The organism is Pseudomonas sp. TH10, from assembly GCF_016651255.1.
GTDB lineage: Bacteria > Pseudomonadota > Gammaproteobacteria > Pseudomonadales > Pseudomonadaceae > Aquipseudomonas.
The window spans coordinates 18,132-41,831 of sequence record NZ_JAEKEG010000058.1 but is presented as its reverse complement, the minus strand read 5'-3'; the positions used below and the strand labels follow the sequence as shown (position 1 = coordinate 41,831).

Genomic DNA, 23,700 nt, shown 5'->3' with positions numbered 1-23,700 from the left:
TGCGGTGGCGCAAACCATGGGGTTTGCACGATTTTCTGGCTGCTCCCGTCGGGAGGGGCCAAACAAGCAGGTGACCAAGCTGGGGAACGCTGATGGCTTACTCATATACTGAGAAAAAACGTATCCGCAAGGACTTTAGCAAGTTGCCGGACGTCATGGATGTGCCTTACCTCCTGGCCATCCAGCTGGATTCGTATCGTGAATTCTTGCAAGCGGGAGCGACTAAAGATCAGTTCCGCGACGTGGGCCTGCATGCGGCCTTCAAATCCGTTTTCCCGATCATCAGCTACTCCGGCAATGCTGCGCTGGAGTACGTCGGTTATCGCCTGGGCGAACCGGCATTTGATGTCAAAGAATGCGTATTGCGCGGTGTAACTTTCGCCGTACCTTTGCGGGTAAAAGTGCGCCTGATCATTTTCGACAAAGAATCGTCGAACAAAGCGATCAAGGACATCAAAGAGCAAGAAGTCTACATGGGTGAAATTCCCCTGATGACTGAGAACGGTACCTTCGTAATCAACGGTACCGAGCGTGTAATCGTTTCCCAGCTGCACCGTTCCCCGGGCGTGTTCTTTGACCACGACCGCGGCAAGACGCATAGCTCCGGCAAACTGCTGTACTCCGCGCGCATCATTCCTTACCGCGGTTCGTGGTTGGACTTCGAGTTCGACCCGAAAGACTGCGTGTTCGTGCGTATCGACCGTCGTCGCAAGCTGCCGGCATCGGTACTGCTGCGTGCGCTCGGCTATACCACTGAAGAAGTGCTCGACGCTTTCTACACCACCAACGTTTTCCATCTGAGCGGCGAAACCCTCAGCCTGGAACTGATTGCTTCGCGTCTGCGTGGTGAAATTGCGGTTCTGGATATTCAGGACGAGAAGGGCAAGGTTATCGTTGAAGCGGGCCGCCGTATTACTGCGCGCCACATCAACCAGATCGAAAAAGCCGGCATCAAGACCCTGGAAGTGCCTCTGGACTACGTCCTCGGTCGCACTACCGCCAAGGTCATCGTGCACCCGGCTACTGGCGAAATCCTGGCAGAGTGCAACACCGAGCTGAACACCGAAGTCCTGGCGAAAATTGCCAAGTCCGGCGTTGTTCGCATCGAAACTCTGTACACCAACGACATCGACTGCGGTCCGTTCGTCTCCGACACATTGAAGATCGACTCCACCAGCAACCAATTGGAAGCGCTGGTCGAGATCTATCGCATGATGCGTCCAGGCGAGCCGCCAACCAAAGACGCTGCCGAAACTCTTTTCAACAACCTGTTCTTCAGCCCTGAGCGCTATGACCTGTCTGCGGTCGGCCGGATGAAGTTCAACCGTCGTATCGGTCGCACCGAGATCGAAGGTTCGGGCGTGTTGTGCAAGGAAGACATCGTCGCGGTACTGAAGACTCTGGTCGACATCCGTAACGGTAAAGGCATCGTCGATGACATCGACCACCTGGGTAACCGTCGTGTTCGCTGCGTAGGCGAAATGGCCGAGAACCAGTTCCGCGTTGGTCTGGTACGTGTTGAGCGTGCGGTCAAAGAGCGTCTGTCGATGGCTGAAAGCGAAGGCCTGATGCCGCAAGACCTGATCAACGCCAAGCCAGTGGCTGCGGCGGTGAAAGAGTTCTTCGGTTCCAGCCAGCTCTCGCAGTTCATGGACCAGAACAACCCGCTGTCCGAGATTACCCACAAGCGTCGTGTCTCTGCACTCGGCCCTGGCGGTCTGACTCGTGAGCGCGCAGGCTTTGAAGTCCGTGACGTACACCCGACTCACTACGGCCGTGTATGCCCGATTGAAACGCCGGAAGGTCCGAACATCGGTCTGATCAACTCCCTGGCTGCGTACGCTCGCACCAACCAGTACGGCTTCCTCGAAAGCCCGTACCGTGTGGTGAAAGAGGGTGTGGTCACCGACGAGATCGTGTTCCTGTCTGCCATTGAAGAAGCCGACCACGTGATCGCGCAGGCTTCGGCGACCATGAACGACCAGAAAGTCCTGATCGACGAACTGGTAGCCGTACGTCACCTGAACGAATTCACCGTCAAGGCGCCTGAAGAAGTCACCTTGATGGACGTTTCGCCGAAGCAGGTAGTTTCGGTTGCAGCGTCGCTGATCCCGTTCCTCGAGCACGACGACGCCAACCGTGCGTTGATGGGTTCGAACATGCAGCGTCAAGCTGTACCAACCCTGCGCGCTGACAAGCCGCTGGTAGGTACCGGCATGGAGCGTAACGTAGCCCGTGACTCCGGCGTTTGCGTCGTGGCTCGCCGTGGCGGCGTGATCGATTCTGTTGACGCCAGCCGTATCGTGGTTCGTGTTGCTGATGACGAAGTTGAAACCGGCGAAGCTGGTGTCGACATCTACAACCTGACCAAATACACTCGCTCGAACCAGAACACCTGCATCAACCAGCGTCCGCTGGTGCGTAAGGGTGATCGCGTTCAGCGTAGCGACATCATGGCCGACGGCCCGTCCACCGACATGGGTGAGCTGGCGCTGGGTCAGAACATGCGCATCGCGTTCATGGCATGGAACGGCTTCAACTTCGAAGACTCCATCTGCCTGTCCGAGCGTGTTGTTCAGGAAGACCGTTTCACCACGATCCACATTCAGGAACTGACCTGTGTGGCTCGTGACACCAAGCTTGGCCCAGAGGAAATCACTGCGGACATCCCTAACGTGGGTGAAGCTGCACTGAATAAGCTGGACGAAGCCGGTATCGTTTACGTAGGTGCTGAAGTAGGCGCAGGCGACATCCTGGTGGGTAAGGTCACTCCGAAAGGCGAGACCCAACTGACTCCGGAAGAAAAACTGCTGCGTGCAATCTTCGGTGAAAAAGCCAGCGACGTTAAAGACACTTCCCTGCGTGTACCTACCGGTACCAAAGGTACTGTCATCGACGTACAGGTCTTCACCCGCGACGGCGTTGAGCGTGATGCTCGTGCACTGTCGATCGAGAAGACTCAGCTCGACGAGATCCGCAAGGATCTGAACGAAGAGTTCCGTATCGTTGAAGGCGCGACTTTCGAACGTCTGCGTTCCGCTCTGGTAGGCCACAAGGCTGAAGGCGGCGCAGGTCTGAAGAAAGGTCAGGACATCACCGACGAAGTACTCGACGGTCTTGAGCATGGTCAGTGGTTCAAACTGCGCATGGCTGAAGATGCTCTGAACGAGCAGCTCGAGAAGGCACAGGCCTACATCGTTGATCGCCGCCGTCTGCTGGACGACAAGTTCGAAGACAAGAAGCGCAAACTGCAGCAAGGCGATGACCTGGCTCCAGGTGTGCTGAAAATCGTCAAGGTTTACCTGGCAATCCGTCGTCGCATCCAGCCGGGCGACAAGATGGCCGGTCGTCACGGTAACAAAGGTGTGGTCTCCGTGATCATGCCGGTTGAAGACATGCCGCACGATGCCAATGGCACCCCGGTCGACGTCGTCCTCAACCCGCTGGGCGTACCTTCGCGTATGAACGTTGGTCAGATCCTTGAAACCCACCTGGGCCTCGCGGCCAAAGGTCTGGGCGAGAAGATCAACCGGATGATCGAAGAGCAGCGTAAAGTCGCTGAACTGCGTACCTTCCTGGACGAGATCTACAACCAGATCGGCGGTCGTAACGAAGATCTGGACAGCTTCTCCGATCAGGAAATCCTGGATCTGGCGAAGAACCTGCGTGGCGGCGTTCCAATGGCCACTCCAGTGTTCGACGGCGCCAAGGAAAGCGAAATCAAGGCCATGCTGAAACTGGCTGACCTGCCAGAAAGCGGCCAGATGCAGCTGACCGACGGCCGTACCGGCAACAAGTTCGAGCGTCCAGTTACCGTTGGCTACATGTACATGCTGAAGCTGAACCACTTGGTAGACGACAAGATGCACGCGCGTTCTACCGGTTCGTACAGCCTGGTTACCCAGCAGCCGCTGGGTGGTAAGGCACAGTTCGGTGGTCAGCGTTTCGGGGAGATGGAGGTCTGGGCACTGGAAGCATACGGTGCTGCTTACACTCTGCAAGAAATGCTCACAGTGAAGTCGGACGATGTGAACGGCCGTACCAAGATGTACAAAAACATCGTGGATGGCGATCACCGTATGGAGCCGGGCATGCCCGAGTCCTTCAACGTGTTGATCAAGGAAATTCGTTCCCTCGGCATCGATATCGATCTGGAAACCGAATAACACGTGACGCGAATCGAGAGCGGGGCAGGATTGCCCGCTCTCTGCTCCGCCAGGAGGAAAGGCCTTGAAAGACCTACTGAATTTGCTGAAAAACCAGGGTCAAGTCGAAGAGTTCGACGCCATCCGTATCGGATTGGCCTCGCCTGAGATGATCCGCTCATGGTCGTTCGGTGAAGTTAAAAAGCCGGAAACCATCAACTACCGTACGTTCAAACCTGAGCGCGACGGTCTGTTCTGCGCCAAGATCTTTGGCCCGGTAAAGGATTACGAGTGCCTGTGCGGTAAGTACAAGCGCTTGAAGCATCGTGGTGTGATCTGCGAGAAGTGCGGCGTTGAAGTTGCACTGGCCAAGGTTCGTCGTGAGCGCATGGCGCACATCGAACTGGCTTCGCCGGTTGCCCACATCTGGTTCCTGAAATCGCTGCCGTCCCGTATCGGCCTGCTGATGGACATGACCCTGCGTGATATCGAACGCGTTCTCTACTTCGAGAGCTATGTCGTTATCGATCCAGGCATGACCACCCTTGAAAAAGGTCAGCTGCTGAACGACGAGCAGTACTTCGAAGCGCTGGAAGAGTTCGGCGACGATTTCGATGCCCGCATGGGTGCTGAAGCTGTCCGTGAACTGCTGCACGCTATCGACCTGGAGCACGAGATTGGCCGCCTGCGTGAAGAAATTCCGCAAACCAACTCCGAAACCAAGATCAAGAAACTGTCCAAGCGTCTGAAGTTGATGGAAGCCTTCCAGGGTTCCGGCAACCTTCCAGAATGGATGGTGCTGACCGTTCTGCCGGTTCTGCCGCCAGATCTGCGTCCACTGGTCCCGCTGGATGGCGGTCGTTTCGCGACTTCCGACCTCAACGATCTGTATCGTCGAGTGATCAACCGTAACAACCGTTTGAAGCGCCTGCTTGATCTGTCCGCTCCGGACATCATCGTGCGCAACGAAAAGCGTATGTTGCAGGAAGCTGTCGATGCTCTGCTCGACAACGGTCGTCGTGGCCGCGCTATCACCGGTTCGAACAAGCGTCCTCTGAAATCCCTGGCTGACATGATCAAGGGTAAGCAAGGTCGTTTCCGTCAGAACTTGCTCGGTAAGCGTGTTGACTACTCCGGTCGTTCGGTAATTACCGTAGGCCCGACCCTGCGTCTGCATCAGTGCGGTCTGCCGAAGAAGATGGCTCTCGAGCTGTTCAAACCGTTCATTTTCGGCAAGCTCGAAATGCGTGGTCTCGCGACAACCATCAAAGCGGCCAAGAAAATGGTCGAGCGCGAGCTGCCAGAGGTTTGGGACGTTCTTGCTGAAGTGATTCGCGAACACCCGGTTCTTCTCAACCGTGCACCGACCCTTCACCGTCTGGGTATCCAGGCGTTTGAACCGGTACTGATCGAAGGTAAGGCTATCCAGCTGCACCCTCTGGTCTGCGCCGCGTACAACGCCGACTTCGACGGCGACCAAATGGCCGTGCACGTACCGCTGACGCTGGAAGCCCAGCTCGAAGCGCGTGCGTTGATGATGTCGACCAACAACATTCTGTCGCCAGCCAACGGTGAGCCAATCATCGTTCCGTCGCAGGACGTTGTATTGGGTCTGTACTACATGACTCGTGAAGCGATCAACGCCAAAGGCGAAGGTCGTGTGTTCGCGGATCTGCAGGAAGTTGACCGTGTGTTCCGTGCCGGCGAAGCCGCACTGCACGCCAAGGTTAAAGTACGTATCAACGAAACCGTCAATGACCGTGACGGCAACAGCGTGAGCGGTACCCGTATTGTCGACACTACTGTCGGCCGTGCGCTGCTGTTCCAGGTTGTGCCAAAAGGTCTGTCGTACGACGTCGTCAACCTGCCGATGAAGAAAAAGGCGATCTCCAAGCTGATCAACCAGTGCTACCGCGTGGTTGGTTTGAAAGAGACCGTGATCTTCGCTGACCAGTTGATGTACACCGGTTTCGCTTACTCGACCATCTCCGGCGTTTCCATCGGTGTTAACGACTTCGTTATCCCGGATGAAAAAGCCCGCATCATCGGTGCTGCCACCGACGAAGTGAAAGAGATCGAGAGCCAGTACGCCTCCGGCCTGGTAACCCAGGGCGAGAAGTACAACAAAGTGATCGACCTTTGGTCGAAAGCGAACGACGAAGTTTCCAAGGCAATGATGGCCAACCTCTCGAAAGAGAAGGTTATTGACCGTCACGGCGTTGAAGTCGATCAAGAGTCTTTCAACTCGATGTACATGATGGCTGACTCGGGTGCGCGGGGTTCCGCAGCACAGATTCGTCAGCTGGCCGGTATGCGTGGTCTGATGGCCAAGCCAGACGGTTCCATCATTGAAACGCCGATTACTGCGAACTTCCGTGAAGGTTTGAGCGTACTTCAGTACTTCATCTCGACTCACGGTGCTCGTAAAGGTCTGGCGGATACCGCGTTGAAAACTGCGAACTCCGGTTACCTGACTCGTCGTCTGGTAGACGTTGCGCAGGATCTGGTTGTAACCGAGATCGATTGCGGCACCGAACACGGTCTGCTGATGACTCCGCACATTGAAGGCGGTGACGTTGTAGAGCCGTTGGGTGAGCGCGTATTGGGTCGTGTTATCGCTCGTGACGTGTTCAAGCCAGGTACCGAGGACGTTATCGTTCCTGCCGGCACTCTGGTAGACGAGAAGTGGGTCGAATTCATCGAGCTGAACAGCATCGACGAAGTGATCGTGCGTTCGCCGATCAGTTGCGAAACCCGCTACGGCATTTGCGCCAAGTGCTACGGCCGTGATCTGGCTCGTGGTCACCAGGTGAACATCGGTGAAGCGGTCGGCGTTATCGCTGCCCAGTCCATCGGTGAGCCGGGTACACAGCTGACGATGCGTACGTTCCACATCGGTGGTGCGGCTAGCCGTACTTCCGCAGCCGACAGCGTTCAGGTGAAGAATGGCGGTACCGTCCGTCTGCACAACCTGAAACACGTTGAGCGAGTGGATGGCCATCTGGTTGCTGTATCCCGTTCCGGTGAGCTGGCAATCGCTGATGACTTCGGTCGTGAGCGTGAGCGTTACAAGCTGCCGTACGGTGCTGTGATTTCGGTTAAAGAAGGTGACAAGGTCGACGCTGGCGCAATCGTGGCCAAGTGGGATCCGCACACTCACCCAATCGTTACCGAAATGAAAGGTACCGTGACCTACGTGGGCATGGAAGAAGGCATCACGATCAAGCGTCAGACTGACGAATTGACCGGTATGACCAACATTGAAGTACTCGATGCGAAAGATCGTCCAGCTGCGGGCAAAGAAATTCGTCCGGCAGTGAAGATGGTCGACGACAACGGCAAGGATCTGTTACTGCCAGGCACTGACGTTATCGCTCAGTACTTCCTGCCAGCCAACGCCCTGGTCGGTGTTGCGGATGGTGCGAAGATCGCGATCGGTGATGTTATCGCGCGTATCCCGCAAGAAACTTCGAAAACTCGAGACATCACCGGTGGTCTGCCGCGTGTTGCCGACTTGTTCGAAGCTCGTCGTCCGAAAGAAGCGTCGATTCTGGCTGAAGTCAGCGGCACCATCGCGTTCGGTAAAGAAACCAAAGGCAAGCGCCGTCTGGTCATTACCCCGAACGACGGTACCGATCCGTACGAAGAGCTGATTCCGAAGTGGCGTCACCTGAACGTGTTCGAAGGCGAACAGGTAAACCGCGGCGAAGTTATCTCCGACGGTCCAAGCGATCCACACGACATCCTGCGTCTGTTGGGTGTGAGTGCGCTGGCCAAGTACATCGTGAACGAGATCCAGGACGTTTACCGTCTGCAAGGCGTGAAGATCAACGACAAGCACATCGAGACCATCCTGCGTCAGATGCTGCGTAAAGTTGAAATCGCTGAATCCGGCGATTCGAGTTTCATCAAGGGCGACCAGATGGAACTGACTCACGTACTGGTAGAGAACGAGCGTCTGGGCGGCGAAGACAAGTTTGTCTCCAAGTACACTCGCGTTCTGCTGGGTATCACCAAGGCGTCGTTGTCCACCGAATCGTTCATCTCGGCGGCTTCCTTCCAGGAAACCACCCGCGTACTGACCGAAGCGGCAGTCACCGGCAAGCGCGATTACCTGCGCGGCCTGAAAGAAAACGTGGTCGTGGGTCGTTTGATCCCGGCGGGTACCGGTTTGGCTTATCACAGCGAGCGCAAGCGTCGTCGTGAAGCAGACAAGCCGTTGCGCGTGAGCGCCAGTGAAGTGGAAGCTGCACTGACCGAAGCGTTGAACTCGAGCGGTAACTGAGTTCTGCGAAAAATGAGCTAAGGCCCTGATCACTCCGTTCGTCGAATCGAGACATTTTGTCGAGGTTCGAGGGGCGGGGAGGTCGGGGCCTTGCCTTGACTGGGGACAAGATCCTCTTTAGACTCTTGATCCCCTAAATTTGGCGGGAATTCGTTCCTGCCATTTTGCTTTTCTTGCAAGACAATAGCGTCGCAAGACAACAGTGGAGCTAGTAGATGGCAACTATCAACCAGCTGGTACGTCAGCCGCGTAAGCGTATCGTCGAGAAATCCGACGTACCTGCGCTGCAGAACTGCCCGCAACGTCGTGGCGTGTGCACCCGTGTGTACACCACCACGCCGAAAAAACCTAACTCGGCACTGCGTAAAGTATGCCGTGTGCGTCTGACCAACGGTTTCGAGGTTTCCTCGTACATCGGCGGTGAAGGCCACAACCTGCAAGAGCACAGCGTGGTACTGATCCGCGGCGGTCGTGTAAAAGACTTGCCAGGTGTTCGTTACCACACCGTTCGCGGCTCCCTGGATACTTCCGGCGTTAAAGGTCGTAACCAAGGTCGCTCGAAGTACGGTACCAAGCGTCCGAAGTAATCGGCCGTTTTGCAGATTTTTATTTTATTGAGTCGATAAGAGTAAGGTCGGGCACGCATCCATTGGATCTGTCCCGAGCTAACCTGAAGACCGCTTGAGGGCTTATCATGCCAAGACGTCGCGTAGCAGCAAAGCGTGAGATTCTGGACGATCCGAAATACGGAAGCCAGATCCTCGCCAAATTCATGAACCACGTTATGGAAAGCGGCAAGAAAGCCGTTGCCGAGCGTATCGTTTATGGTGCCCTGGAAACCGTTGCGACCCGTAAGGCTGGCACCGATCCCCTGGAACTCTTCGAAAAAGCACTCGACGCCATCGCTCCGCTGGTCGAAGTGAAGTCGCGCCGCGTTGGTGGTGCTACTTACCAGGTTCCGGTCGAAGTTCGCCCGTCCCGTCGTAACGCTCTGGCAATGCGCTGGTTGGTAGACTTCGCCCGTAAGCGTGGCGAGAAGTCTATGGCTCTGCGTTTGGCTGGCGAGCTGCTGGATGCTGCTGAAGGTAAAGGTGCTGCTGTTAAGAAGCGTGAAGACGTGCACCGTATGGCTGAAGCCAACAAAGCTTTCTCGCACTACCGCTTCTAATTTTAGCTTCACTAATTTTGCGAGGGCTTTATGGCTCGTACTACTCCGATTAGTCGCTACCGTAACATCGGTATCGTCGCTCACGTGGATGCTGGTAAAACCACCACCACCGAGCGCGTCCTTTTTTACACCGGCAAAAGTCACAAAATGGGCGAGGTGCATGATGGCGCCGCGACCACAGACTGGATGGTTCAGGAGCAGGAGCGTGGTATTACCATTACTTCTGCTGCTATTACCGCCTTCTGGAAAGGCTCCGAGAAGCAGTACAAAGACGAGCATCGCTTCAACGTAATCGATACCCCGGGCCACGTAGACTTCACTATTGAAGTTGAGCGTTCCCTGCGCGTACTCGACGGCGCTGTCGTTGTGTTCTGTGGTACCTCGGGTGTTGAGCCTCAGTCGGAAACCGTATGGCGTCAAGCCAACAAATACGGCGTTCCACGTCTTGTTTACGTAAACAAGATGGACCGTGCTGGTGCCAACTTCCTGCGCGTGATCGGTCAGATCAAGCAGCGCCTGGGTCACACTCCAGTGCCAATCCAGTTGGCTATCGGTTCCGAAGACAATTTCCAGGGTCAGATCGATCTGCTGACCATGGAAGCTGTTTACTGGAACGATGCTGACAAAGGTATGGTTCCTGTTCGCAAGCCTATCCCTGCTGAACTGCAGGAACTGGCTGACGAATGGCGCAACAACATGGTTGAGGCTGCTGCCGAAGCCAACGAAGAGCTGATGAACAAGTACCTCGAAGGTGAAGAACTCACCAACGTGGAAATCAAGGCCGCTCTGCGTCAGCGTACTATCGCTGGCGAAATCGTCCTGGCTGTTTGCGGTTCTTCCTTCAAGAACAAGGGCGTTCCCCTGGTTCTCGACGCCGTTATCGATTACCTGCCTGCTCCAACTGATATTCCTGCCATCAAGGGTACTGACCCGGATGACGAGACTATCGAGCTGGAGCGTCATGCAGACGACGCAGAACCGTTCTCCGCTCTGGCATTTAAAATTGCCACTGACCCATTCGTGGGTACTTTGACCTTCGTCCGCGTTTACTCGGGCGTGTTGAACTCCGGCGACGGTGTGATCAACTCGGTTAAAGGCAAGAAAGAGCGCGTGGGTCGTATGGTGCAAATGCACGCAAACGCCCGTGAAGAGATCAAGGAAGTACGCGCTGGTGACATCGCGGCCCTGATCGGCATGAAGGACGTCACCACTGGTGAAACCCTCTGCAACGCTGACAAGCCAATCATCCTGGTTCGTATGGACTTCCCGGAGCCGGTTATTTCGGTTGCCGTAGAGCCTAAGACCAAGGATGACCAGGAAAAAATGGGTATCGCTCTGGGCAAGCTTGCTCAGGAAGACCCGTCTTTCCGCGTCAAGACTGATGAAGAGACTGGTCAAACGATCATCTCCGGCATGGGCGAGCTGCACCTGGACATCCTGGTTGACCGGATGCGCCGTGAGTTCAACGTCGAAGCCAACATCGGTAAGCCTCAGGTTTCCTATCGTGAGCGCATCACGAAGAACTGCGAAATCGAAGGCAAGTTCGTTCGTCAGTCCGGCGGTCGTGGTCAGTTCGGCCATTGCTGGATCCGTTTTGCTCCTGCTGACGAAGGTCAGGAAGGTCTGCAATTCGTGAACGAAGTTGTAGGTGGTGTGGTTCCTAAGGAATACATCCCGGCTATCCAGAAGGGTATCGAAGAGCAGATGAAGAACGGCGTTGTTGCCGGCTATCCGCTGATCGGCCTGAAGGCTACCGTGTTCGATGGTTCTTACCACGACGTCGACTCCAACGAGATGGCGTTTAAAGTGGCTGCCTCCATGGCGACCAAGCAACTGGCCCAGAAGGGCGGTGGTGAGTTGCTTGAGCCGATCATGGCTGTAGAGGTTGTTACGCCTGAAGACTATATGGGTGATGTGATGGGCGACCTTAACCGTCGTCGCGGCATGATCCAGGGTATGGAAGACACAGTGTCCGGCAAAGTAATTCGTGCCGAAGTTCCACTGGGTGAGATGTTCGGTTATGCGACCGACGTTCGTTCCATGTCCCAGGGTCGCGCAAGCTACTCTATGGAATTCAAAAAATACGATACGGCTCCGACGCACATCGTCGAATCCGTAACCAAAAAACAAGGCTGATTAAGCCCCTTTAGGCTAGGAGTTAATTGTCGTGGCTAAAGAAAAATTTGATCGTTCCCTACCGCACGTCAACGTTGGCACCATTGGTCACGTTGACCACGGTAAAACCACTCTGACTGCTGCTCTGACTCGTGTTTGCTCCGAAGTTTTCGGTTCCGCAATCGTTGACTTCGACAAGATCGACAGTGCACCAGAAGAAAAAGCACGCGGTATCACCATCAACACCGCTCACGTTGAGTACAACTCGAAGATCCGTCACTACGCTCACGTTGACTGCCCAGGTCACGCTGACTATGTGAAGAACATGATCACCGGTGCTGCTCAAATGGACGGCGCTATTCTGGTTTGCTCGGCCGCTGATGGTCCGATGCCACAAACCCGTGAGCACATCCTGCTGTCCCGTCAGGTAGGCGTTCCGTACATCGTGGTTTTCCTGAACAAGGCTGACCTGGTAGACGACGCTGAGCTGCTGGAACTGGTTGAGATGGAAGTTCGCGACCTGCTGTCCACGTACGACTTCCCGGGCGATGACACTCCAATCATCATCGGTTCGGCTCGTATGGCGCTGGAAGGCAAAGACGACAACGAGATGGGCACCACTGCCGTCAAGAAACTGGTTGAGACTCTGGACAGCTACATCCCAGAACCAGTACGTGTTACCGACAAGCCGTTCCTGATGCCAATCGAAGACGTATTCTCGATCTCGGGTCGCGGTACTGTTGTGACTGGTCGTATCGAGCGCGGTATCGTTCGCGTTCAGGATCCGCTGGAAATCGTTGGTCTGCGTGACACCACCGTTACTACTTGCACCGGTGTTGAAATGTTCCGCAAGCTGCTCGACGAAGGTCGTGCTGGCGAGAACTGCGGCGTTCTGCTGCGTGGCACCAAGCGTGACGACGTTGAGCGTGGTCAGGTACTGGTTAAGCCGGGTTCGGTTAAGCCGCACACCACCTTCACTGCAGAAGTTTACGTTCTGAGCAAGGAAGAAGGCGGTCGTCACACTCCGTTCTTCAAAGGCTACCGTCCACAGTTCTACTTCCGTACTACTGACGTGACTGGTAACTGCGAGCTGCCAGAAGGCGTTGAAATGGTAATGCCAGGTGACAACATTCAGATGACTGTTACCCTGATCAAAACCATCGCAATGGAAGACGGTCTGCGTTTCGCTATCCGTGAAGGCGGTCGTACCGTCGGCGCTGGCGTCGTAGCCAAAATCATCGCGTAATTCTCTTTTATAGAGATTGCCTGATGCTTTGAAAAAGCCTCCGCTCAGCGGGGGCTTTTTTATTGGGTTGACACCTATATGGGGCGTCTATAGAATTGCGCCTCCTTTTAACGGGCGTATTGCGCTCGGTGGGAATAGCAGCCGGAGTCTGAAATCCAATGCAAAATCAGCAAATCCGTATCAGGTTGAAGGCTTTCGACCATCGCCTGATCGACCAATCAACCCAGGAAATCGTGGAAACCGCGAAACGTACTGGTGCTCAAGTGCGTGGTCCAATTCCACTGCCTACCCGTAAAGAGCGGTTCACCGTTCTGGTTTCTCCGCACGTCAACAAAGACGCGCGCGACCAGTACGAAATCCGCACTCATAAGCGCGTTCTGGACATCGTCCAGCCAACGGATAAAACCGTTGATGCTCTTATGAAGCTTGATCTTGCGGCCGGTGTGGAAGTGCAGATCAGCCTCGGCTAAGACTCGGTCTTAGTCGTGTAACGCTCTGAAATGGGCGGCCATAGCGGGTGAAAGCCCCGTACACTCATGAGGTTTACAACATGACTATTGGTGTAGTCGGTCGTAAATGCGGTATGACCCGTATTTTCACCGAAGAAGGTGTCTCCATTCCGGTCACGGTCATTGAGATCGAACCGAATCGCGTCACCCAGTTCAAAACTGAAGAGACCGATGGCTATCGTGCAGTGCAAGTCACTGTCGGCGAGCGTCGTGCTTCGCGTGTAACAGCAGCTCAGGCTGGCCACTTCGCTAAAGCGAACGTTGCCGCTGGTCGCACCACCATGGAATTCCGTCTTGAAGAAGGCGAGTACCAGGCTGGCGATCTGATCAACGCTGAAATCTTCGCCGCTGGTCAACTGGTTGATGTAACCGGTCAGTCCAAGGGTAAAGGCTTCCAGGGTACGATCAAGCGTTGGAATTTCCGCGGGCAAGATAACACCCACGGTAACTCCGTATCCCACCGCGTCCCAGGCTCTATCGGCCAGTGCCAGACTCCTGGTCGTGTATTCAAGGGCAAAAAAATGTCCGGTCATATGGGCGCTGAGCGCGTGACCGTGCAGTCCCTGGAAGTAGTGCGCGTGGACGCTGAACGCAATCTGTTGTTGGTCAAGGGTGCTGTTCCTGGCGCTACTGGCGGCAACCTGGTTGTACGTCCAGCAGCCAAGGCTCGCGGTTAAGGGGAAGCTGACATGCAATTAAATGTAAATGACGCTCAAGCGATCGAAGTTTCCGAACTGACATTTGGCGGCGAATTCAACGAGACGCTGGTTCACCAAGCAGTCGTGGCCTACATGGCCGGCGGCCGTCAAGGTACCAAGCAGCAAAAGACCCGTTCCGACGTTCGTGGTGGCGGTAAGCGCCCATGGCGTCAGAAAGGTACTGGCCGTGCTCGTGCCGGTACTATCCGTAGCCCAATCTGGCGTGGCGGCGGTACCACTTTTGCAGCACGTCCACAGGATCACTCCCAGAAGCTGAACAAGAAGATGTATCGCGCAGCAATGCGTTCCATCCTTGCTGAGCTGGTGCGTACTGATCGTCTGGTCGTGGTTCAGGATTTCGCTGTTGAAACTCCGAAAACCAAAGATCTGCTGGGCAAGCTGAACAACATGAGCCTGACCGACGTTTTGATCGTGTCGGACGCTGTTGATCAGAACCTGTACCTGGCTGCTCGTAACCTGCCGCACGTAGATGTACGTGACGTTCAAGGTTCCGATCCAGTTAGTCTGATCGCATACGACAAGGTGTTGATCACCGTGTCGGCCGTGAAGAAATTCGAGGAGCTGCTGGGATGAACCAGGAACGCGTATTTAAAGTTCTGCTTGGCCCGCACGTTTCCGAGAAGGCTACGGTTCTGGCAGACAAGAAAGGCCAGTTCGTTTTCAAGGTTGCTACTGACGCAACCAAGCTGGAAATCAAGAAGGCCGTCGAAAGCCTGTTCAGCGTGAAAGTAGAGCGCGTCACTACCCTGAATGTTCTGGGTAAGAGCAAGCGCACTGCTCGCGGTCTGGGCAAGCGTAATGACTGGAAGAAGGCAGTTATCTCCCTTCAGCCAGGCCAAGATCTCGATTTCAGCAGCAGTGCTGAGTAAGGAAGGGGTGCATCATGGCAATCGTTAAATGCAAACCGACTTCCCCTGGCCGCCGTTTTGTGGTCAAGGTGGTCAACCAGGAGCTGCATAAAGGCGCTCCTCACGCACCGCTGCTCGAGAAAAAATCGAAGACTGGTGGTCGTAACAACAATGGCCGTATTACCACGCGTCACATCGGTGGTGGTCATAAGCAGCATTATCGTATGGTCGATTTCCGTCGCAACGACAAAGATGGCATCGTCGCCACTGTCGAGCGTATCGAATACGATCCAAACCGTACTGCTCACATCGCACTGCTCTGCTACGCAGACGGCGAGCGCCGCTACATCATCGCCCCTAAAGGCGTGAGTGCTGGCGACCAGCTGATCGCAGGCGCTCTGGCTCCAATCAAGCCAGGCAACGCTCTGCAACTGCGCAACATTCCAGTCGGTTCTACCGTACACGGCATCGAACTGAAGCCAGGTAAAGGCGCTCAGATCGCTCGTTCCGCTGGTGCTTCGGCTCAGCTGATCGCTCGTGAAGGCGTTTACGTTACCCTGCGTCTGCGTTCCGGTGAAATGCGTAAAGTCCTGGCTGAATGCCGTGCGACCCTGGGCGAAGTCTCGAACTCCGAGCACAGCCTGCGTTCGCTGGGTAAAGCTGGTGCCAAACGCTGGCGTGGCGTTCGCCCAACCGTTCGTGGTGTTGCCATGAACCCGGTTGACCACCCACATGGTGGTGGTGAAGGTCGTACCTCTGGTGGTCGTCATCCGGTATCGCCATGGGGCTTCCCGACTAAGGGCGCGAAGACTCGTGGTAATAAGCGTACCGACAAAATGATCGTCCGTCGTCGCAAGTAAATAGAGGGATACGACAGTGCCACGTTCTCTGAAAAAAGGTCCTTTTATTGATCTTCACCTACTGAAGAAGATCGAAGTGGCGGCGGAAAAGAACGATCGCAAACCAATTAAGACTTGGTCGCGTCGTTCGATGATCCTGCCACAGATGGTCGGTCTGACCATCGCCGTACATAACGGTCGTCAGCACGTCCCAGTTCTCGTGAACGAAGACATGGTCGGCCATAAACTGGGCGAGTTCGCCGGTACCCGCACTTATCGTGGGCACGTGGCAGACAAGAAAGCCAAGCGTTAAGGGGTTAGGAAATGGAAGTAGCCGCTAAGTTGTCGGGCGCTCGAATCTCCGCCCAGAAAGCCCGCTTGGTCGCCGACCAGATCCGCGGGAAGAAGGTGGGCGAAGCGCTCAACTTGTTGGCTTTCAGCAGTAAGAAAGCCGCCGAGATCATGAAGAAAGTGCTGGAGTCGGCCGTAGCCAACGCCGAGCATAACGAAGGCGCAGACGTTGATGACCTGAAGGTCAGCACCGTTTTCGTCAACGAAGGGCGTTCGCTGAAGCGCATCATGCCACGTGCCAAAGGCCGTGCTGATCGCATCGTCAAGCGGTCTTGCCATATCACTGTCAAGGTTGCTGACAAGTAACGGAGTCGAAGAGATGGGTCAGAAAGTACATCCCATTGGCATTCGCCTGGGAATCGTCAAGGAGCACACCTCCGTCTGGTACGCAGACGGTCGGACTTATGCGGACTACTTGTTCGCAGATCTGAAAGTGCGTGAGTATCTCCAAGACAAACTAAAAAGCGCGTCCGTAAGCCGTATCGATATCCATCGTCCGGCCCAAACTGCACGTATCACCATCCACACCGCTCGTCCAGGTATCGTTATCGGGAAGAAAGGTGAAGATGTTGAGAAACTGCGTCAGGACCTGACCAAGCAAATGGGTGTGCCTGTGCACATCAATATCGAAGAGATCCGCAAGCCGGAGCTCGACGGTATGCTGGTTGCGCAGAGCGTAGCTCAGCAGCTGGAGCGTCGTGTAATGTTCCGTCGCGCTATGAAGCGCGCAGTACAGAACGCCATGCGCATTGGTGCCAAAGGCATCAAAATCCAAGTGAGCGGTCGTCTCGGCGGTGCTGAAATCGCACGTACTGAATGGTATCGCGAAGGTCGTGTGCCATTGCACACCCTGCGTGCCGACATCGACTATGCCAACTACGAAGCTCACACCACTTACGGTGTGATCGGTGTAAAGGTTTGGATCTTCAAAGGCGAAGTAATTGGTGGTCGCCAAGAAGAGCTGAAACCACAAGCACCAGCGCCTCGTAAAAAAGCTGCTAAGTAAGGGGTACGCCAAATGTTGCAACCTAAGCGTACGAAGTTCCGCAAGCAGATGACAGGCCACAACCGTGGTCTGGCTCAGCGCGGTAGCAAAGTCAGCTTCGGCGAGTTCGCGCTGAAGTCTGTAGCTCGTGGTCGTCTCACCGCTCGTCAGATCGAGTCAGCGCGTCGTGCACTGACCCGTCACGTTAAACGTGGCGGCAAGATCTGGATCCGTGTATTCCCGGACAAGCCGATTTCCAAAAAGCCCCTCGAAGTTCGGATGGGTAAAGGTAAGGGTAGTGTCGAATACTGGGTAGCCCAGATTCAGCCAGGCAAAGTCCTGTATGAAATCGAGGGTGTTTCTGAAGAGCTGGCGCGTGAGGCTTTTGCCCTGGCTGCTGCAAAGCTGCCGCTCGCCACCGCCTTTGTTAAACGGACGGTGATGTGATGAAAGCGAATGAACTTCGTGAAAAATCCGCACAGCAGCTGAACGAGCAACTGCTCGGCTTGCTGCGCGACCAGTTCAATCTGCGTATGCAGAAAGCAACTGGCCAGTTGGGGCAGTCTCATCTGCTCTCGCAAGTTAAGCGTGACATCGCTCGCGTGAAGACTGTGCTCAACCAGCAGGCAGGTAAGTAATCATGGCTGAAGCCGAAAAAACTGTCCGTACGCTGACTGGCCGTGTTGTCAGCGACAAGATGGACAAAACCATCACCGTACTGATCGAGCGTCGCGTTAAGCACCCGATCTACGGTAAATACGTTAAGCGTTCGACTAAGCTGCACGCGCACGACGAAACCAATCAGTGCCACATCGGCGACAAAGTCACTATTCGTGAAACTCGTCCTTTGGCCAAGACCAAGTCTTGGGCGCTGGTTGATGTTCTCGAACGCGCTGTGGAAGTCTAAGGACTAGGGGTCGGAGAAATTATATGATTCAGACTCAATCCATGCTCGATGTGGCCGATAACAGCGGCGCTCGCCGTGTTATGTGCATCAAGGTGCTGGGTGGCTCCCATCGTCGTTACGCTGGTATCGGTGACATCATCAAAGTTACCGTGAAGGAAGCAATTCCTCGCGGTAAAGTGAAAAAAGGCCAAGTGATGACTGCTGTTGTAGTCCGCACTCGTCACGGCGTACGTCGTGCTGATGGCTCTATTATCCGCTTTGATGGCAACGCTGCTGTTCTTCTGAACAACAAGCAAGAGCCGATCGGCACCCGTATCTTTGGGCCAGTGACCCGTGAACTTCGTACTGAGAAGTTCATGAAGATCGTCTCGCTCGCCCCAGAAGTGCTGTAAGGAGATCCGACATGCAAAAGATTCGTCGTGACGACGAGATCATCGTGATCGCCGGCAAAGACAAAGGTAAGCGCGGTAAGGTGCTTAAGGTTCTTGCTAATAACCGTCTGGTTATTAGCGGTCTGAACCTGGTTAAGCGTCATACCAAGCCTAACCCGATGTCGGGCGTGCAAGGCGGTATCGTCGAAAAAGAAGCTCCACTGGACGCTTCTAACGTCGCCATTTTCAACGGCGAAACCAACAAGGCTGACCGCGTTGGTTTCAAAGTAGAAGACGGCAAGAAAATTCGTGTCTTCAAGTCGACCCAAAAAGCGGTTGATGCTTGAACACTGCTAGGTAGAAGACCATGGCACGACTAAAAGAGATTTACTGGAAGGAAATCGCACCGAAGCTTAAGGAAGAACTTAAGCTTTCGAACGTGATGGAAGTTCCACGCGTTACAAAAATCACCCTGAACATGGGTTTGGGCGAAGCGGTCGGTGACAAAAAAGTCATCGAGCACGCTGTTGCTGACCTGGAAAAGATCACCGGCCAGAAAGTCGTTGTGACCTACGCTCGTAAATCCATCGCTGGCTTTAAAGTCCGCGAAGGATGGCCGATCGGCGTCAAAGTGACCCTGCGCCGTGAGCGTATGTACGAGTTCCTGGATCGTCTGCTGTCGATCTCCCTGCCTCGGGTTCGCGACTTCCGCGGCCTGAATGCCAAGTCCTTCGATGGTCGTGGTAACTACAGCATGGGCGTGAAAGAGCAGATCATTTTCCCGGAAATCGACTACGACAAGATCGATGCTCTCCGCGGTCTGGACATTACCCTGACCACCACTGCCAAGAACGATGATGAAGGCCGCGCTCTGCTGCGTGCTTTCAAATTCCCGTTCCGCAACTGATTGGAGTAGGAAAATGGCCAAGAAGAGCATGAAAAACCGTGAGCTGAAGCGTCAGCTCACTGTTGCCAAGTACGCCACCAAGCGTGCAGCGCTCAAAGCTATCATCGTTGATCTGAACGCAAGTCCAGAAGCACGTTGGGAAGCTACAGTAGCTCTGCAGAAGCAACCACGTGACGCAAGCGCTTCGCGCATGCGTAACCGTTGCCGCCTGACTGGTCGTCCGCACGGCGTTTACCGCAAGTTCGGCCTTGGCCGTAACAAGCTGCGTGAAGCTGCAATGCGTGGTGACGTACCAGGTCTGGTTAAAGCCAGCTGGTAATTGCTGTCAAAGTCTCGATGGTCGGGTTTGCAAGAACCTGACCATCGGTGGCCTTGAATCTGAATCAAGCCCCTTTTGGGGCTTGATTCATTTCTGGGGTGTGTCTAGAATGACCGGCTCGCCTGAGCCCGTGTTTTTCATGCCCGGAAGTTCTCGGCGACAAGTAGTAGCCGCAAGGCTAATTTTTCTGTATTAGGAGCGTCTAGCCCATGAGTATGCAGGACCCGTTAGCGGACATGCTAACTCGAATCCGTAATGCCCAGATGGCTGAAAAGTCTGTCGTAAGCATGCCGTCTTCCACGCTGAAGGTGGCTGTAGCAAAAGTCCTGAAGGACGAAGGTTACATCGCGGATTTTCAGATCACCACCGACGCTAAGCCGTCGTTGTCCATCGAGCTGAAGTACTTCGAAGGCCGTCCGGTTATCGAAGAAGTGAAGCGCGTTAGTCGTCCAGGCCTGCGTCAGTACAAGTCCGTTGAAGATCTGCCGAAAGTTCGTGGCGGTCTTGGCGTGTCTATCGTCTCCACCAACAAAGGTGTGATGACGGATCGTGCTGCGCGCGCTGCCGGTGTCGGCGGCGAAGTTCTTTGCACTGTGTTCTAAGGGGGGATAAGCATGTCTCGCGTCGCTAAGAACCCCGTTAAGCTGCCAGCCGGTGTCGAAGTAAAATTCGCAGGCCAACAGCTTTCGGTGAAGGGTGCCAAGGGCACTCTTGAACTGAACATCCATTCGTCCGTTGAGATCGTTGAAGAAGCTGGTGAGCTGCGTTTCGCTGCTCGCAATGGCGATCAACAAACTCGCGCAATGGCCGGTACCACGCGTGCGTTGGTAAACAACATGGTCCAAGGCGTAAGCCAAGGCTTCGAGCGTAAGCTCCAGCTGGTCGGTGTTGGTTACAAAGCGCAAGCAAAAGGCACGGTTCTGAACCTTGCCCTTGGCTTCTCGCACCCAGTGGATTACGAACTGCCGGAAGGCATCACCGCTGAGACTCCTAGCCAGACCGATATCCTGATCAAGGGCATCGATAAGCAGCTGGTAGGTCAAGTGGCCGCTGAGATCCGCGACTTCCGTCCACCAGAGCCGTACAAAGGCAAAGGTGTGCGCTACGCGGACGAAGTCGTCCGTCGTAAAGAAGCCAAGAAGAAGTAGGGCATAGCAAATGACCGACAAAAAAGTTACTCGACTGCGTCGCGCTCGCAAAGCACGCCTGAAAATGCACGAACTCGAAGTCGTGCGTCTCTGCGTGTTCCGCTCGTCGCAGCACATCTACGCCCAGGTCATCTCGGCCGACGGCAACAAAGTCCTGGCAAGCGCCTCGACTTTGGATAAAGAACTGCGTGATGGCGCCACTGGCAACATCGACGCGGCCACAAAGGTTGGCCAGCTGGTCGCTACGCGTGCTAAGGCCGCTGGCGTCTCGCAAGTGGCTTTCGACCGCTCTGGCTTCAAGTACCATGGCCGCGTTAAAGCGCTGGCTGATGCTGCTCGTGAAGCTGGGCTGGAGTTCTAAGTTATGTCAAATAACGACCAAAAGCGCGACGAAGGCTACATTGAGAAGCTGGTTCAAGTTAACCGCGTAGCCAAAACCGTTAAAGGCGGCCGTATCTTCACTTTCACCGCGTTGACCGTGGTTGGTGATGGTAAAGGGCGTGTTGGCTTCGGCCGTGGCAAGTCGCGTGAAGTGCCTGCTGCGATCCAGAAGGCAATGGAAGCTGCTCGCCGCAACATGATCCAAGTTGATCTGAACGGCACCACTCTGCAGTACGCAATGAAGTCCGCTCACGGCGCTTCGAAGGTGTACATGCAGCCTGCTTCTGAAGGTACCGGTATCATCGCTGGCGGCGCTATGCGTGCTGTCCTCGAAGTTGCTGGCGTTCAGAACGTTCTGGCCAAGTGCTACGGCTCGACTAACCCGGTAAACGTGGTTCACGCCACTTTCAAAGGTTTGAAAGCTATGCAGTCTCCTGAATCCATTGCCGCCAAGCGTGGCAAAAGCGTCAAGGAGATCTTCTGATCATGGCTACCGTTAAAGTAACGCTGATCAAAAGCATGACCGGCCGCATCCCTAACCACAAACTGTGCGTTAAGGGTCTGGGTCTGCGTCGCATCGGTCACACTGTAGAAGTCCAGGATACTCCCGAGAATCGCGGGATGATCAACAAGGCTTACTACATGCTGCGTGTCGAGGGTTAATCGATGAAACTCAATGATCTGAGTCCAGCGCCGGGTTCCCGTCGCGAAAAGCATCGTCCGGGCCGTGGTATCGGTAGCGGTTTGGGTAAGACTGGTGGCCGTGGCCACAAAGGTCAGACCTCCCGCTCCGGTGGCACCATTGCTCCAGGCTTTGAAGGCGGTCAACAGCCGCTGCATCGTCGTCTGCCGAAGTTCGGTTTCGTTTCCCTGAAAGCCATGGATCGCGCAGAAGTGCGTTTGTCCGAGCTGGCTAAAGTGGAAGGCGACATCGTCACTGTGCAGTCCCTGAAAGATGCCAACGTGATCAACGTCAACGTACAGCGTGTGAAAATCATGCTGTCCGGTGAAGTGACTCGCGCTGTCACTATCGGCAAGGGAATCGGCGCCACCAAAGGTGCGCGTGCGGCTATCGAAGCAGCTGGCGGCAAGTTCGAGGAATAAATGGCTAAGCAAGGTGCTCTCTCTGCGCTCGGCAAAGGCGGTATGTCTGAACTCTGGGCTCGTCTGCGTTTTCTGTTCCTGGCGATTATCGTCTACCGAATAGGCGCACACATCCCGGTTCCAGGTATTAACCCGGACCGACTCGCAGACCTGTTTCGACAGAATGAGGGGACCATTCTTAGCTTGTTCAACATGTTCTCCGGCGGCGCGCTGGAACGGATGAGCATCTTTGCATTGGGGATCATGCCGTACATTTCGGCATCGATCATCATGCAACTGATGACCGCCGTCAGCCCGCAGCTGGAGCAGTTGAAGAAGGAAGGTGAAGCTGGCCGTCGCAAGATCAGCCAGTACACCCGCTACGGCACCGTCGTTCTCGCTCTCGTTCAGGCTATTGGCATGTCCATTGGTCTGGCGGGGCAGGGCGTTGCGTTCACTGGTGACTTTGGCTTCCATTTCGTCGCGGTATCCACGTTTGTGGCTGGTGCGATGTTCATGATGTGGCTGGGTGAGCAGATTACTGAGCGTGGTGTAGGCAACGGTATCTCGATGTTGATTTTTTCGGGTATCGTCGCCGGTCTTCCGAGAGCAATCGGGCAGTCTTTCGAGTCTGCGCGTCAGGGTGATATCAACATCTTCGCCCTGGTTGCCATCGGTTTGCTGGCAGTAGCGATTATCGGTTTTGTGGTGTTCATTGAGCGTGGTCAGCGTCGTATTGCTGTTCACTACGCCAAGCGTCAGCAGGGCCGCAAGGTTTTTGCTGCGCAGACAAGCCACTTGCCGCTGAAGGTGAACATGGCCGGTGTCATTCCGGCTATTTTCGCGAGCAGCATTTTGCTGTTCCCGGCTTCGCTGGGTGCCTGGTTCGGTCAGTCTGAAGGTATGGGCTGGTTGCAGGACATCTCGCAGTCGATCGCTCCTGGTCAGCCGTTGAATATTCTGCTGTTTAGTGCAGGGATTATTTTCTTCTGCTTCTTCTATACGGCGTTGATGTTCAATCCGAAAGACGTAGCGGAAAACCTGAAGAAGTCCGGTGCCTTTATTCCGGGCATCCGTCCAGGCGAGCAGTCGGCGCGCTACATTGATGGCGTTCTGACGCGTTTGACCCTGTTCGGTGCTCTATATATGACGGCCGTGTGCCTGCTGCCCCAGTTCCTGGTGGTTGCGGCAAACGTTCCGTTCTACCTTGGCGGGACCTCGTTGCTGATCGTGGTCGTGGTTGTGATGGACTTCATGTCCCAAGTACAATCACACCTCGTTTCGCACCAGTACGAATCCCTGATGAAGAAAGCCAACCTGAAGGGTTACGGCAGCGGCATGTTGCGCTGAGTACCCATAAGGTTCGAGGAGTTG

General features: G+C 55.0%; 28 protein-coding genes. All 28 read left to right on the top strand.

Annotated features, from left to right (window positions below):
- Positions 1-92 precede the first annotated feature (92 nt).
- The 28 genes from rpoB to secY all read left to right on the top strand — a co-directional run bounded on the left by rpoB (position 93) and on the right by secY (position 23,676).
- Complete coding sequence (gene rpoB / locus JFT80_RS09250; protein ID WP_008081909.1) at positions 93-4,166, top strand: DNA-directed RNA polymerase subunit beta; 4,074 nt, start codon at positions 93-95, stop codon at positions 4,164-4,166.
- A gap of 64 nt (positions 4,167-4,230) precedes the next feature.
- The gene (rpoC, locus tag JFT80_RS09245; protein ID WP_007916472.1) at positions 4,231-8,430 is read left to right on the top strand and encodes a DNA-directed RNA polymerase subunit beta'; all 4,200 of its coding nucleotides are present in this window, start codon (positions 4,231-4,233) and stop codon (positions 8,428-8,430) included.
- Between the two features lie 215 nt (positions 8,431-8,645).
- Positions 8,646-9,017, top strand: coding sequence for a 30S ribosomal protein S12 (gene rpsL, locus JFT80_RS09240; RefSeq protein WP_003186084.1), 372 nt, complete (start codon positions 8,646-8,648; stop codon positions 9,015-9,017).
- A gap of 107 nt (positions 9,018-9,124) precedes the next feature.
- Positions 9,125-9,598 carry a 30S ribosomal protein S7 gene (gene rpsG / locus JFT80_RS09235; protein ID WP_007916467.1) on the top strand — a complete coding sequence of 158 codons (474 nt, stop codon included), beginning with the start codon at positions 9,125-9,127 and terminating at the stop codon, positions 9,596-9,598.
- Positions 9,599-9,628: 30 nt separating this feature from the next.
- On the top strand, positions 9,629-11,734 hold the full coding sequence (fusA, locus tag JFT80_RS09230) for an elongation factor G (protein ID WP_201147655.1): 2,106 nt from the start codon (positions 9,629-9,631) through the stop codon (positions 11,732-11,734).
- A 31-nt stretch (positions 11,735-11,765) separates the two neighbouring features.
- On the top strand, positions 11,766-12,959 hold the full coding sequence (gene tuf, locus JFT80_RS09225; RefSeq protein ID WP_007918472.1) for an elongation factor Tu: 1,194 nt from the start codon (positions 11,766-11,768) through the stop codon (positions 12,957-12,959).
- Positions 12,960-13,117: 158 nt separating this feature from the next.
- Positions 13,118-13,429: a 30S ribosomal protein S10 gene (gene rpsJ / locus JFT80_RS09220; protein ID WP_003186070.1), complete on the top strand. Its 312-nt coding sequence runs from the start codon at positions 13,118-13,120 to the stop codon at positions 13,427-13,429.
- Between the two features lie 80 nt (positions 13,430-13,509).
- A complete protein-coding gene (gene rplC, locus JFT80_RS09215; protein ID WP_003228738.1) occupies positions 13,510-14,145 on the top strand; it encodes a 50S ribosomal protein L3 in 636 nt (211 codons plus the stop codon).
- Positions 14,146-14,157: 12 nt separating this feature from the next.
- The gene (gene rplD / locus JFT80_RS09210; protein WP_007918468.1) at positions 14,158-14,760 is read left to right on the top strand and encodes a 50S ribosomal protein L4; all 603 of its coding nucleotides are present in this window, start codon (positions 14,158-14,160) and stop codon (positions 14,758-14,760) included.
- A complete protein-coding gene (rplW, locus tag JFT80_RS09205; RefSeq protein ID WP_002555488.1) occupies positions 14,757-15,056 on the top strand; it encodes a 50S ribosomal protein L23 in 300 nt (99 codons plus the stop codon). The genes rplD and rplW overlap by 4 nt, the downstream gene beginning before the upstream one ends.
- A gap of 14 nt (positions 15,057-15,070) precedes the next feature.
- Positions 15,071-15,895, top strand: coding sequence for a 50S ribosomal protein L2 (rplB, locus tag JFT80_RS09200; protein ID WP_003228734.1), 825 nt, complete (start codon positions 15,071-15,073; stop codon positions 15,893-15,895).
- 16 nt (positions 15,896-15,911) lie between these two features.
- Complete coding sequence (gene rpsS / locus JFT80_RS09195) at positions 15,912-16,187, top strand: 30S ribosomal protein S19 (RefSeq protein ID WP_003228731.1); 276 nt, start codon at positions 15,912-15,914, stop codon at positions 16,185-16,187.
- An 11-nt stretch (positions 16,188-16,198) separates the two neighbouring features.
- Positions 16,199-16,531 (top strand): 50S ribosomal protein L22, encoded by a 333-nt coding sequence (gene rplV, locus JFT80_RS09190; protein WP_003103908.1) that lies wholly within the window; start codon positions 16,199-16,201, stop codon positions 16,529-16,531.
- A 13-nt stretch (positions 16,532-16,544) separates the two neighbouring features.
- Positions 16,545-17,231 carry a 30S ribosomal protein S3 gene (rpsC, locus tag JFT80_RS09185; protein WP_003176422.1) on the top strand — a complete coding sequence of 229 codons (687 nt, stop codon included), beginning with the start codon at positions 16,545-16,547 and terminating at the stop codon, positions 17,229-17,231.
- Between the two features lie 12 nt (positions 17,232-17,243).
- The gene (gene rplP / locus JFT80_RS09180) at positions 17,244-17,657 is read left to right on the top strand and encodes a 50S ribosomal protein L16 (RefSeq protein ID WP_007896757.1); all 414 of its coding nucleotides are present in this window, start codon (positions 17,244-17,246) and stop codon (positions 17,655-17,657) included.
- Positions 17,657-17,848, top strand: coding sequence for a 50S ribosomal protein L29 (gene rpmC, locus JFT80_RS09175; protein WP_002555481.1), 192 nt, complete (start codon positions 17,657-17,659; stop codon positions 17,846-17,848). The genes rplP and rpmC overlap by 1 nt, the downstream gene beginning before the upstream one ends.
- A gap of 2 nt (positions 17,849-17,850) precedes the next feature.
- The gene (gene rpsQ, locus JFT80_RS09170; protein ID WP_003176419.1) at positions 17,851-18,117 is read left to right on the top strand and encodes a 30S ribosomal protein S17; all 267 of its coding nucleotides are present in this window, start codon (positions 17,851-17,853) and stop codon (positions 18,115-18,117) included.
- 23 nt (positions 18,118-18,140) lie between these two features.
- A complete protein-coding gene (rplN, locus tag JFT80_RS09165; RefSeq protein ID WP_002555479.1) occupies positions 18,141-18,509 on the top strand; it encodes a 50S ribosomal protein L14 in 369 nt (122 codons plus the stop codon).
- A gap of 11 nt (positions 18,510-18,520) precedes the next feature.
- Entirely contained in the window at positions 18,521-18,835 is a 315-nt protein-coding gene (gene rplX, locus JFT80_RS09160; RefSeq protein ID WP_008081905.1) for a 50S ribosomal protein L24, read from the top strand.
- Positions 18,836-18,855: 20 nt separating this feature from the next.
- Entirely contained in the window at positions 18,856-19,395 is a 540-nt protein-coding gene (gene rplE / locus JFT80_RS09155) for a 50S ribosomal protein L5 (RefSeq protein WP_003176415.1), read from the top strand.
- A 13-nt stretch (positions 19,396-19,408) separates the two neighbouring features.
- Positions 19,409-19,714 (top strand): 30S ribosomal protein S14, encoded by a 306-nt coding sequence (rpsN, locus tag JFT80_RS09150; protein ID WP_003228726.1) that lies wholly within the window; start codon positions 19,409-19,411, stop codon positions 19,712-19,714.
- 209 nt (positions 19,715-19,923) lie between these two features.
- Positions 19,924-20,316, top strand: a complete 393-nt coding sequence (rpsH, locus tag JFT80_RS09145) for a 30S ribosomal protein S8 (RefSeq protein ID WP_007918458.1) — start codon at positions 19,924-19,926, stop codon at positions 20,314-20,316.
- 12 nt (positions 20,317-20,328) lie between these two features.
- Complete coding sequence (rplF, locus tag JFT80_RS09140) at positions 20,329-20,862, top strand: 50S ribosomal protein L6 (RefSeq protein ID WP_003176412.1); 534 nt, start codon at positions 20,329-20,331, stop codon at positions 20,860-20,862.
- Positions 20,863-20,872: 10 nt separating this feature from the next.
- Complete coding sequence (gene rplR / locus JFT80_RS09135; protein WP_003186037.1) at positions 20,873-21,223, top strand: 50S ribosomal protein L18; 351 nt, start codon at positions 20,873-20,875, stop codon at positions 21,221-21,223.
- Positions 21,224-21,226: 3 nt separating this feature from the next.
- On the top strand, positions 21,227-21,727 hold the full coding sequence (gene rpsE, locus JFT80_RS09130; protein ID WP_003186035.1) for a 30S ribosomal protein S5: 501 nt from the start codon (positions 21,227-21,229) through the stop codon (positions 21,725-21,727).
- Between the two features lie 2 nt (positions 21,728-21,729).
- Positions 21,730-21,906, top strand: coding sequence for a 50S ribosomal protein L30 (gene rpmD, locus JFT80_RS09125; RefSeq protein WP_003176408.1), 177 nt, complete (start codon positions 21,730-21,732; stop codon positions 21,904-21,906).
- A gap of 3 nt (positions 21,907-21,909) precedes the next feature.
- The gene (gene rplO / locus JFT80_RS09120) at positions 21,910-22,347 is read left to right on the top strand and encodes a 50S ribosomal protein L15 (protein WP_003228720.1); all 438 of its coding nucleotides are present in this window, start codon (positions 21,910-21,912) and stop codon (positions 22,345-22,347) included.
- Entirely contained in the window at positions 22,348-23,676 is a 1,329-nt protein-coding gene (gene secY, locus JFT80_RS09115; protein ID WP_201147654.1) for a preprotein translocase subunit SecY, read from the top strand.
- The last annotated feature ends 24 nt before the right edge of the window (positions 23,677-23,700 follow it).

What these genes read in the sequence shown, in the direction of transcription:
- rplE (WP_003176415.1), top strand. Translation starts at nt 18,856, where the DNA reads ATGGCACGACTAAAAGAGATTTACTGGAAGGAAATCGCACCGAAGCTT.
- rpoB (WP_008081909.1), top strand. Translation starts at nt 93, where the DNA reads ATGGCTTACTCATATACTGAGAAAAAACGTATCCGCAAGGACTTTAGC.
- fusA (WP_201147655.1), top strand. Translation starts at nt 9,629, where the DNA reads ATGGCTCGTACTACTCCGATTAGTCGCTACCGTAACATCGGTATCGTC.
- rpmC (WP_002555481.1), top strand. Translation starts at nt 17,657, where the DNA reads ATGAAAGCGAATGAACTTCGTGAAAAATCCGCACAGCAGCTGAACGAG.
- rpsJ (WP_003186070.1), top strand. Translation starts at nt 13,118, where the DNA reads ATGCAAAATCAGCAAATCCGTATCAGGTTGAAGGCTTTCGACCATCGC.
- rpsN (WP_003228726.1), top strand. Translation starts at nt 19,409, where the DNA reads ATGGCCAAGAAGAGCATGAAAAACCGTGAGCTGAAGCGTCAGCTCACT.
- rplV (WP_003103908.1), top strand. Translation starts at nt 16,199, where the DNA reads ATGGAAGTAGCCGCTAAGTTGTCGGGCGCTCGAATCTCCGCCCAGAAA.
- rplC (WP_003228738.1), top strand. Translation starts at nt 13,510, where the DNA reads ATGACTATTGGTGTAGTCGGTCGTAAATGCGGTATGACCCGTATTTTC.
- rplP (WP_007896757.1), top strand. Translation starts at nt 17,244, where the DNA reads ATGTTGCAACCTAAGCGTACGAAGTTCCGCAAGCAGATGACAGGCCAC.
- rpsL (WP_003186084.1), top strand. Translation starts at nt 8,646, where the DNA reads ATGGCAACTATCAACCAGCTGGTACGTCAGCCGCGTAAGCGTATCGTC.
- rplX (WP_008081905.1), top strand. Translation starts at nt 18,521, where the DNA reads ATGCAAAAGATTCGTCGTGACGACGAGATCATCGTGATCGCCGGCAAA.
- rpsH (WP_007918458.1), top strand. Translation starts at nt 19,924, where the DNA reads ATGAGTATGCAGGACCCGTTAGCGGACATGCTAACTCGAATCCGTAAT.
- rplR (WP_003186037.1), top strand. Translation starts at nt 20,873, where the DNA reads ATGACCGACAAAAAAGTTACTCGACTGCGTCGCGCTCGCAAAGCACGC.
- rplW (WP_002555488.1), top strand. Translation starts at nt 14,757, where the DNA reads ATGAACCAGGAACGCGTATTTAAAGTTCTGCTTGGCCCGCACGTTTCC.
- rplO (WP_003228720.1), top strand. Translation starts at nt 21,910, where the DNA reads ATGAAACTCAATGATCTGAGTCCAGCGCCGGGTTCCCGTCGCGAAAAG.
- rpsG (WP_007916467.1), top strand. Translation starts at nt 9,125, where the DNA reads ATGCCAAGACGTCGCGTAGCAGCAAAGCGTGAGATTCTGGACGATCCG.
- rplB (WP_003228734.1), top strand. Translation starts at nt 15,071, where the DNA reads ATGGCAATCGTTAAATGCAAACCGACTTCCCCTGGCCGCCGTTTTGTG.
- rpsC (WP_003176422.1), top strand. Translation starts at nt 16,545, where the DNA reads ATGGGTCAGAAAGTACATCCCATTGGCATTCGCCTGGGAATCGTCAAG.
- rpsQ (WP_003176419.1), top strand. Translation starts at nt 17,851, where the DNA reads ATGGCTGAAGCCGAAAAAACTGTCCGTACGCTGACTGGCCGTGTTGTC.
- secY (WP_201147654.1), top strand. Translation starts at nt 22,348, where the DNA reads ATGGCTAAGCAAGGTGCTCTCTCTGCGCTCGGCAAAGGCGGTATGTCT.
- rplN (WP_002555479.1), top strand. Translation starts at nt 18,141, where the DNA reads ATGATTCAGACTCAATCCATGCTCGATGTGGCCGATAACAGCGGCGCT.
- rplD (WP_007918468.1), top strand. Translation starts at nt 14,158, where the DNA reads ATGCAATTAAATGTAAATGACGCTCAAGCGATCGAAGTTTCCGAACTG.
- rplF (WP_003176412.1), top strand. Translation starts at nt 20,329, where the DNA reads ATGTCTCGCGTCGCTAAGAACCCCGTTAAGCTGCCAGCCGGTGTCGAA.
- rpsE (WP_003186035.1), top strand. Translation starts at nt 21,227, where the DNA reads ATGTCAAATAACGACCAAAAGCGCGACGAAGGCTACATTGAGAAGCTG.
- rpmD (WP_003176408.1), top strand. Translation starts at nt 21,730, where the DNA reads ATGGCTACCGTTAAAGTAACGCTGATCAAAAGCATGACCGGCCGCATC.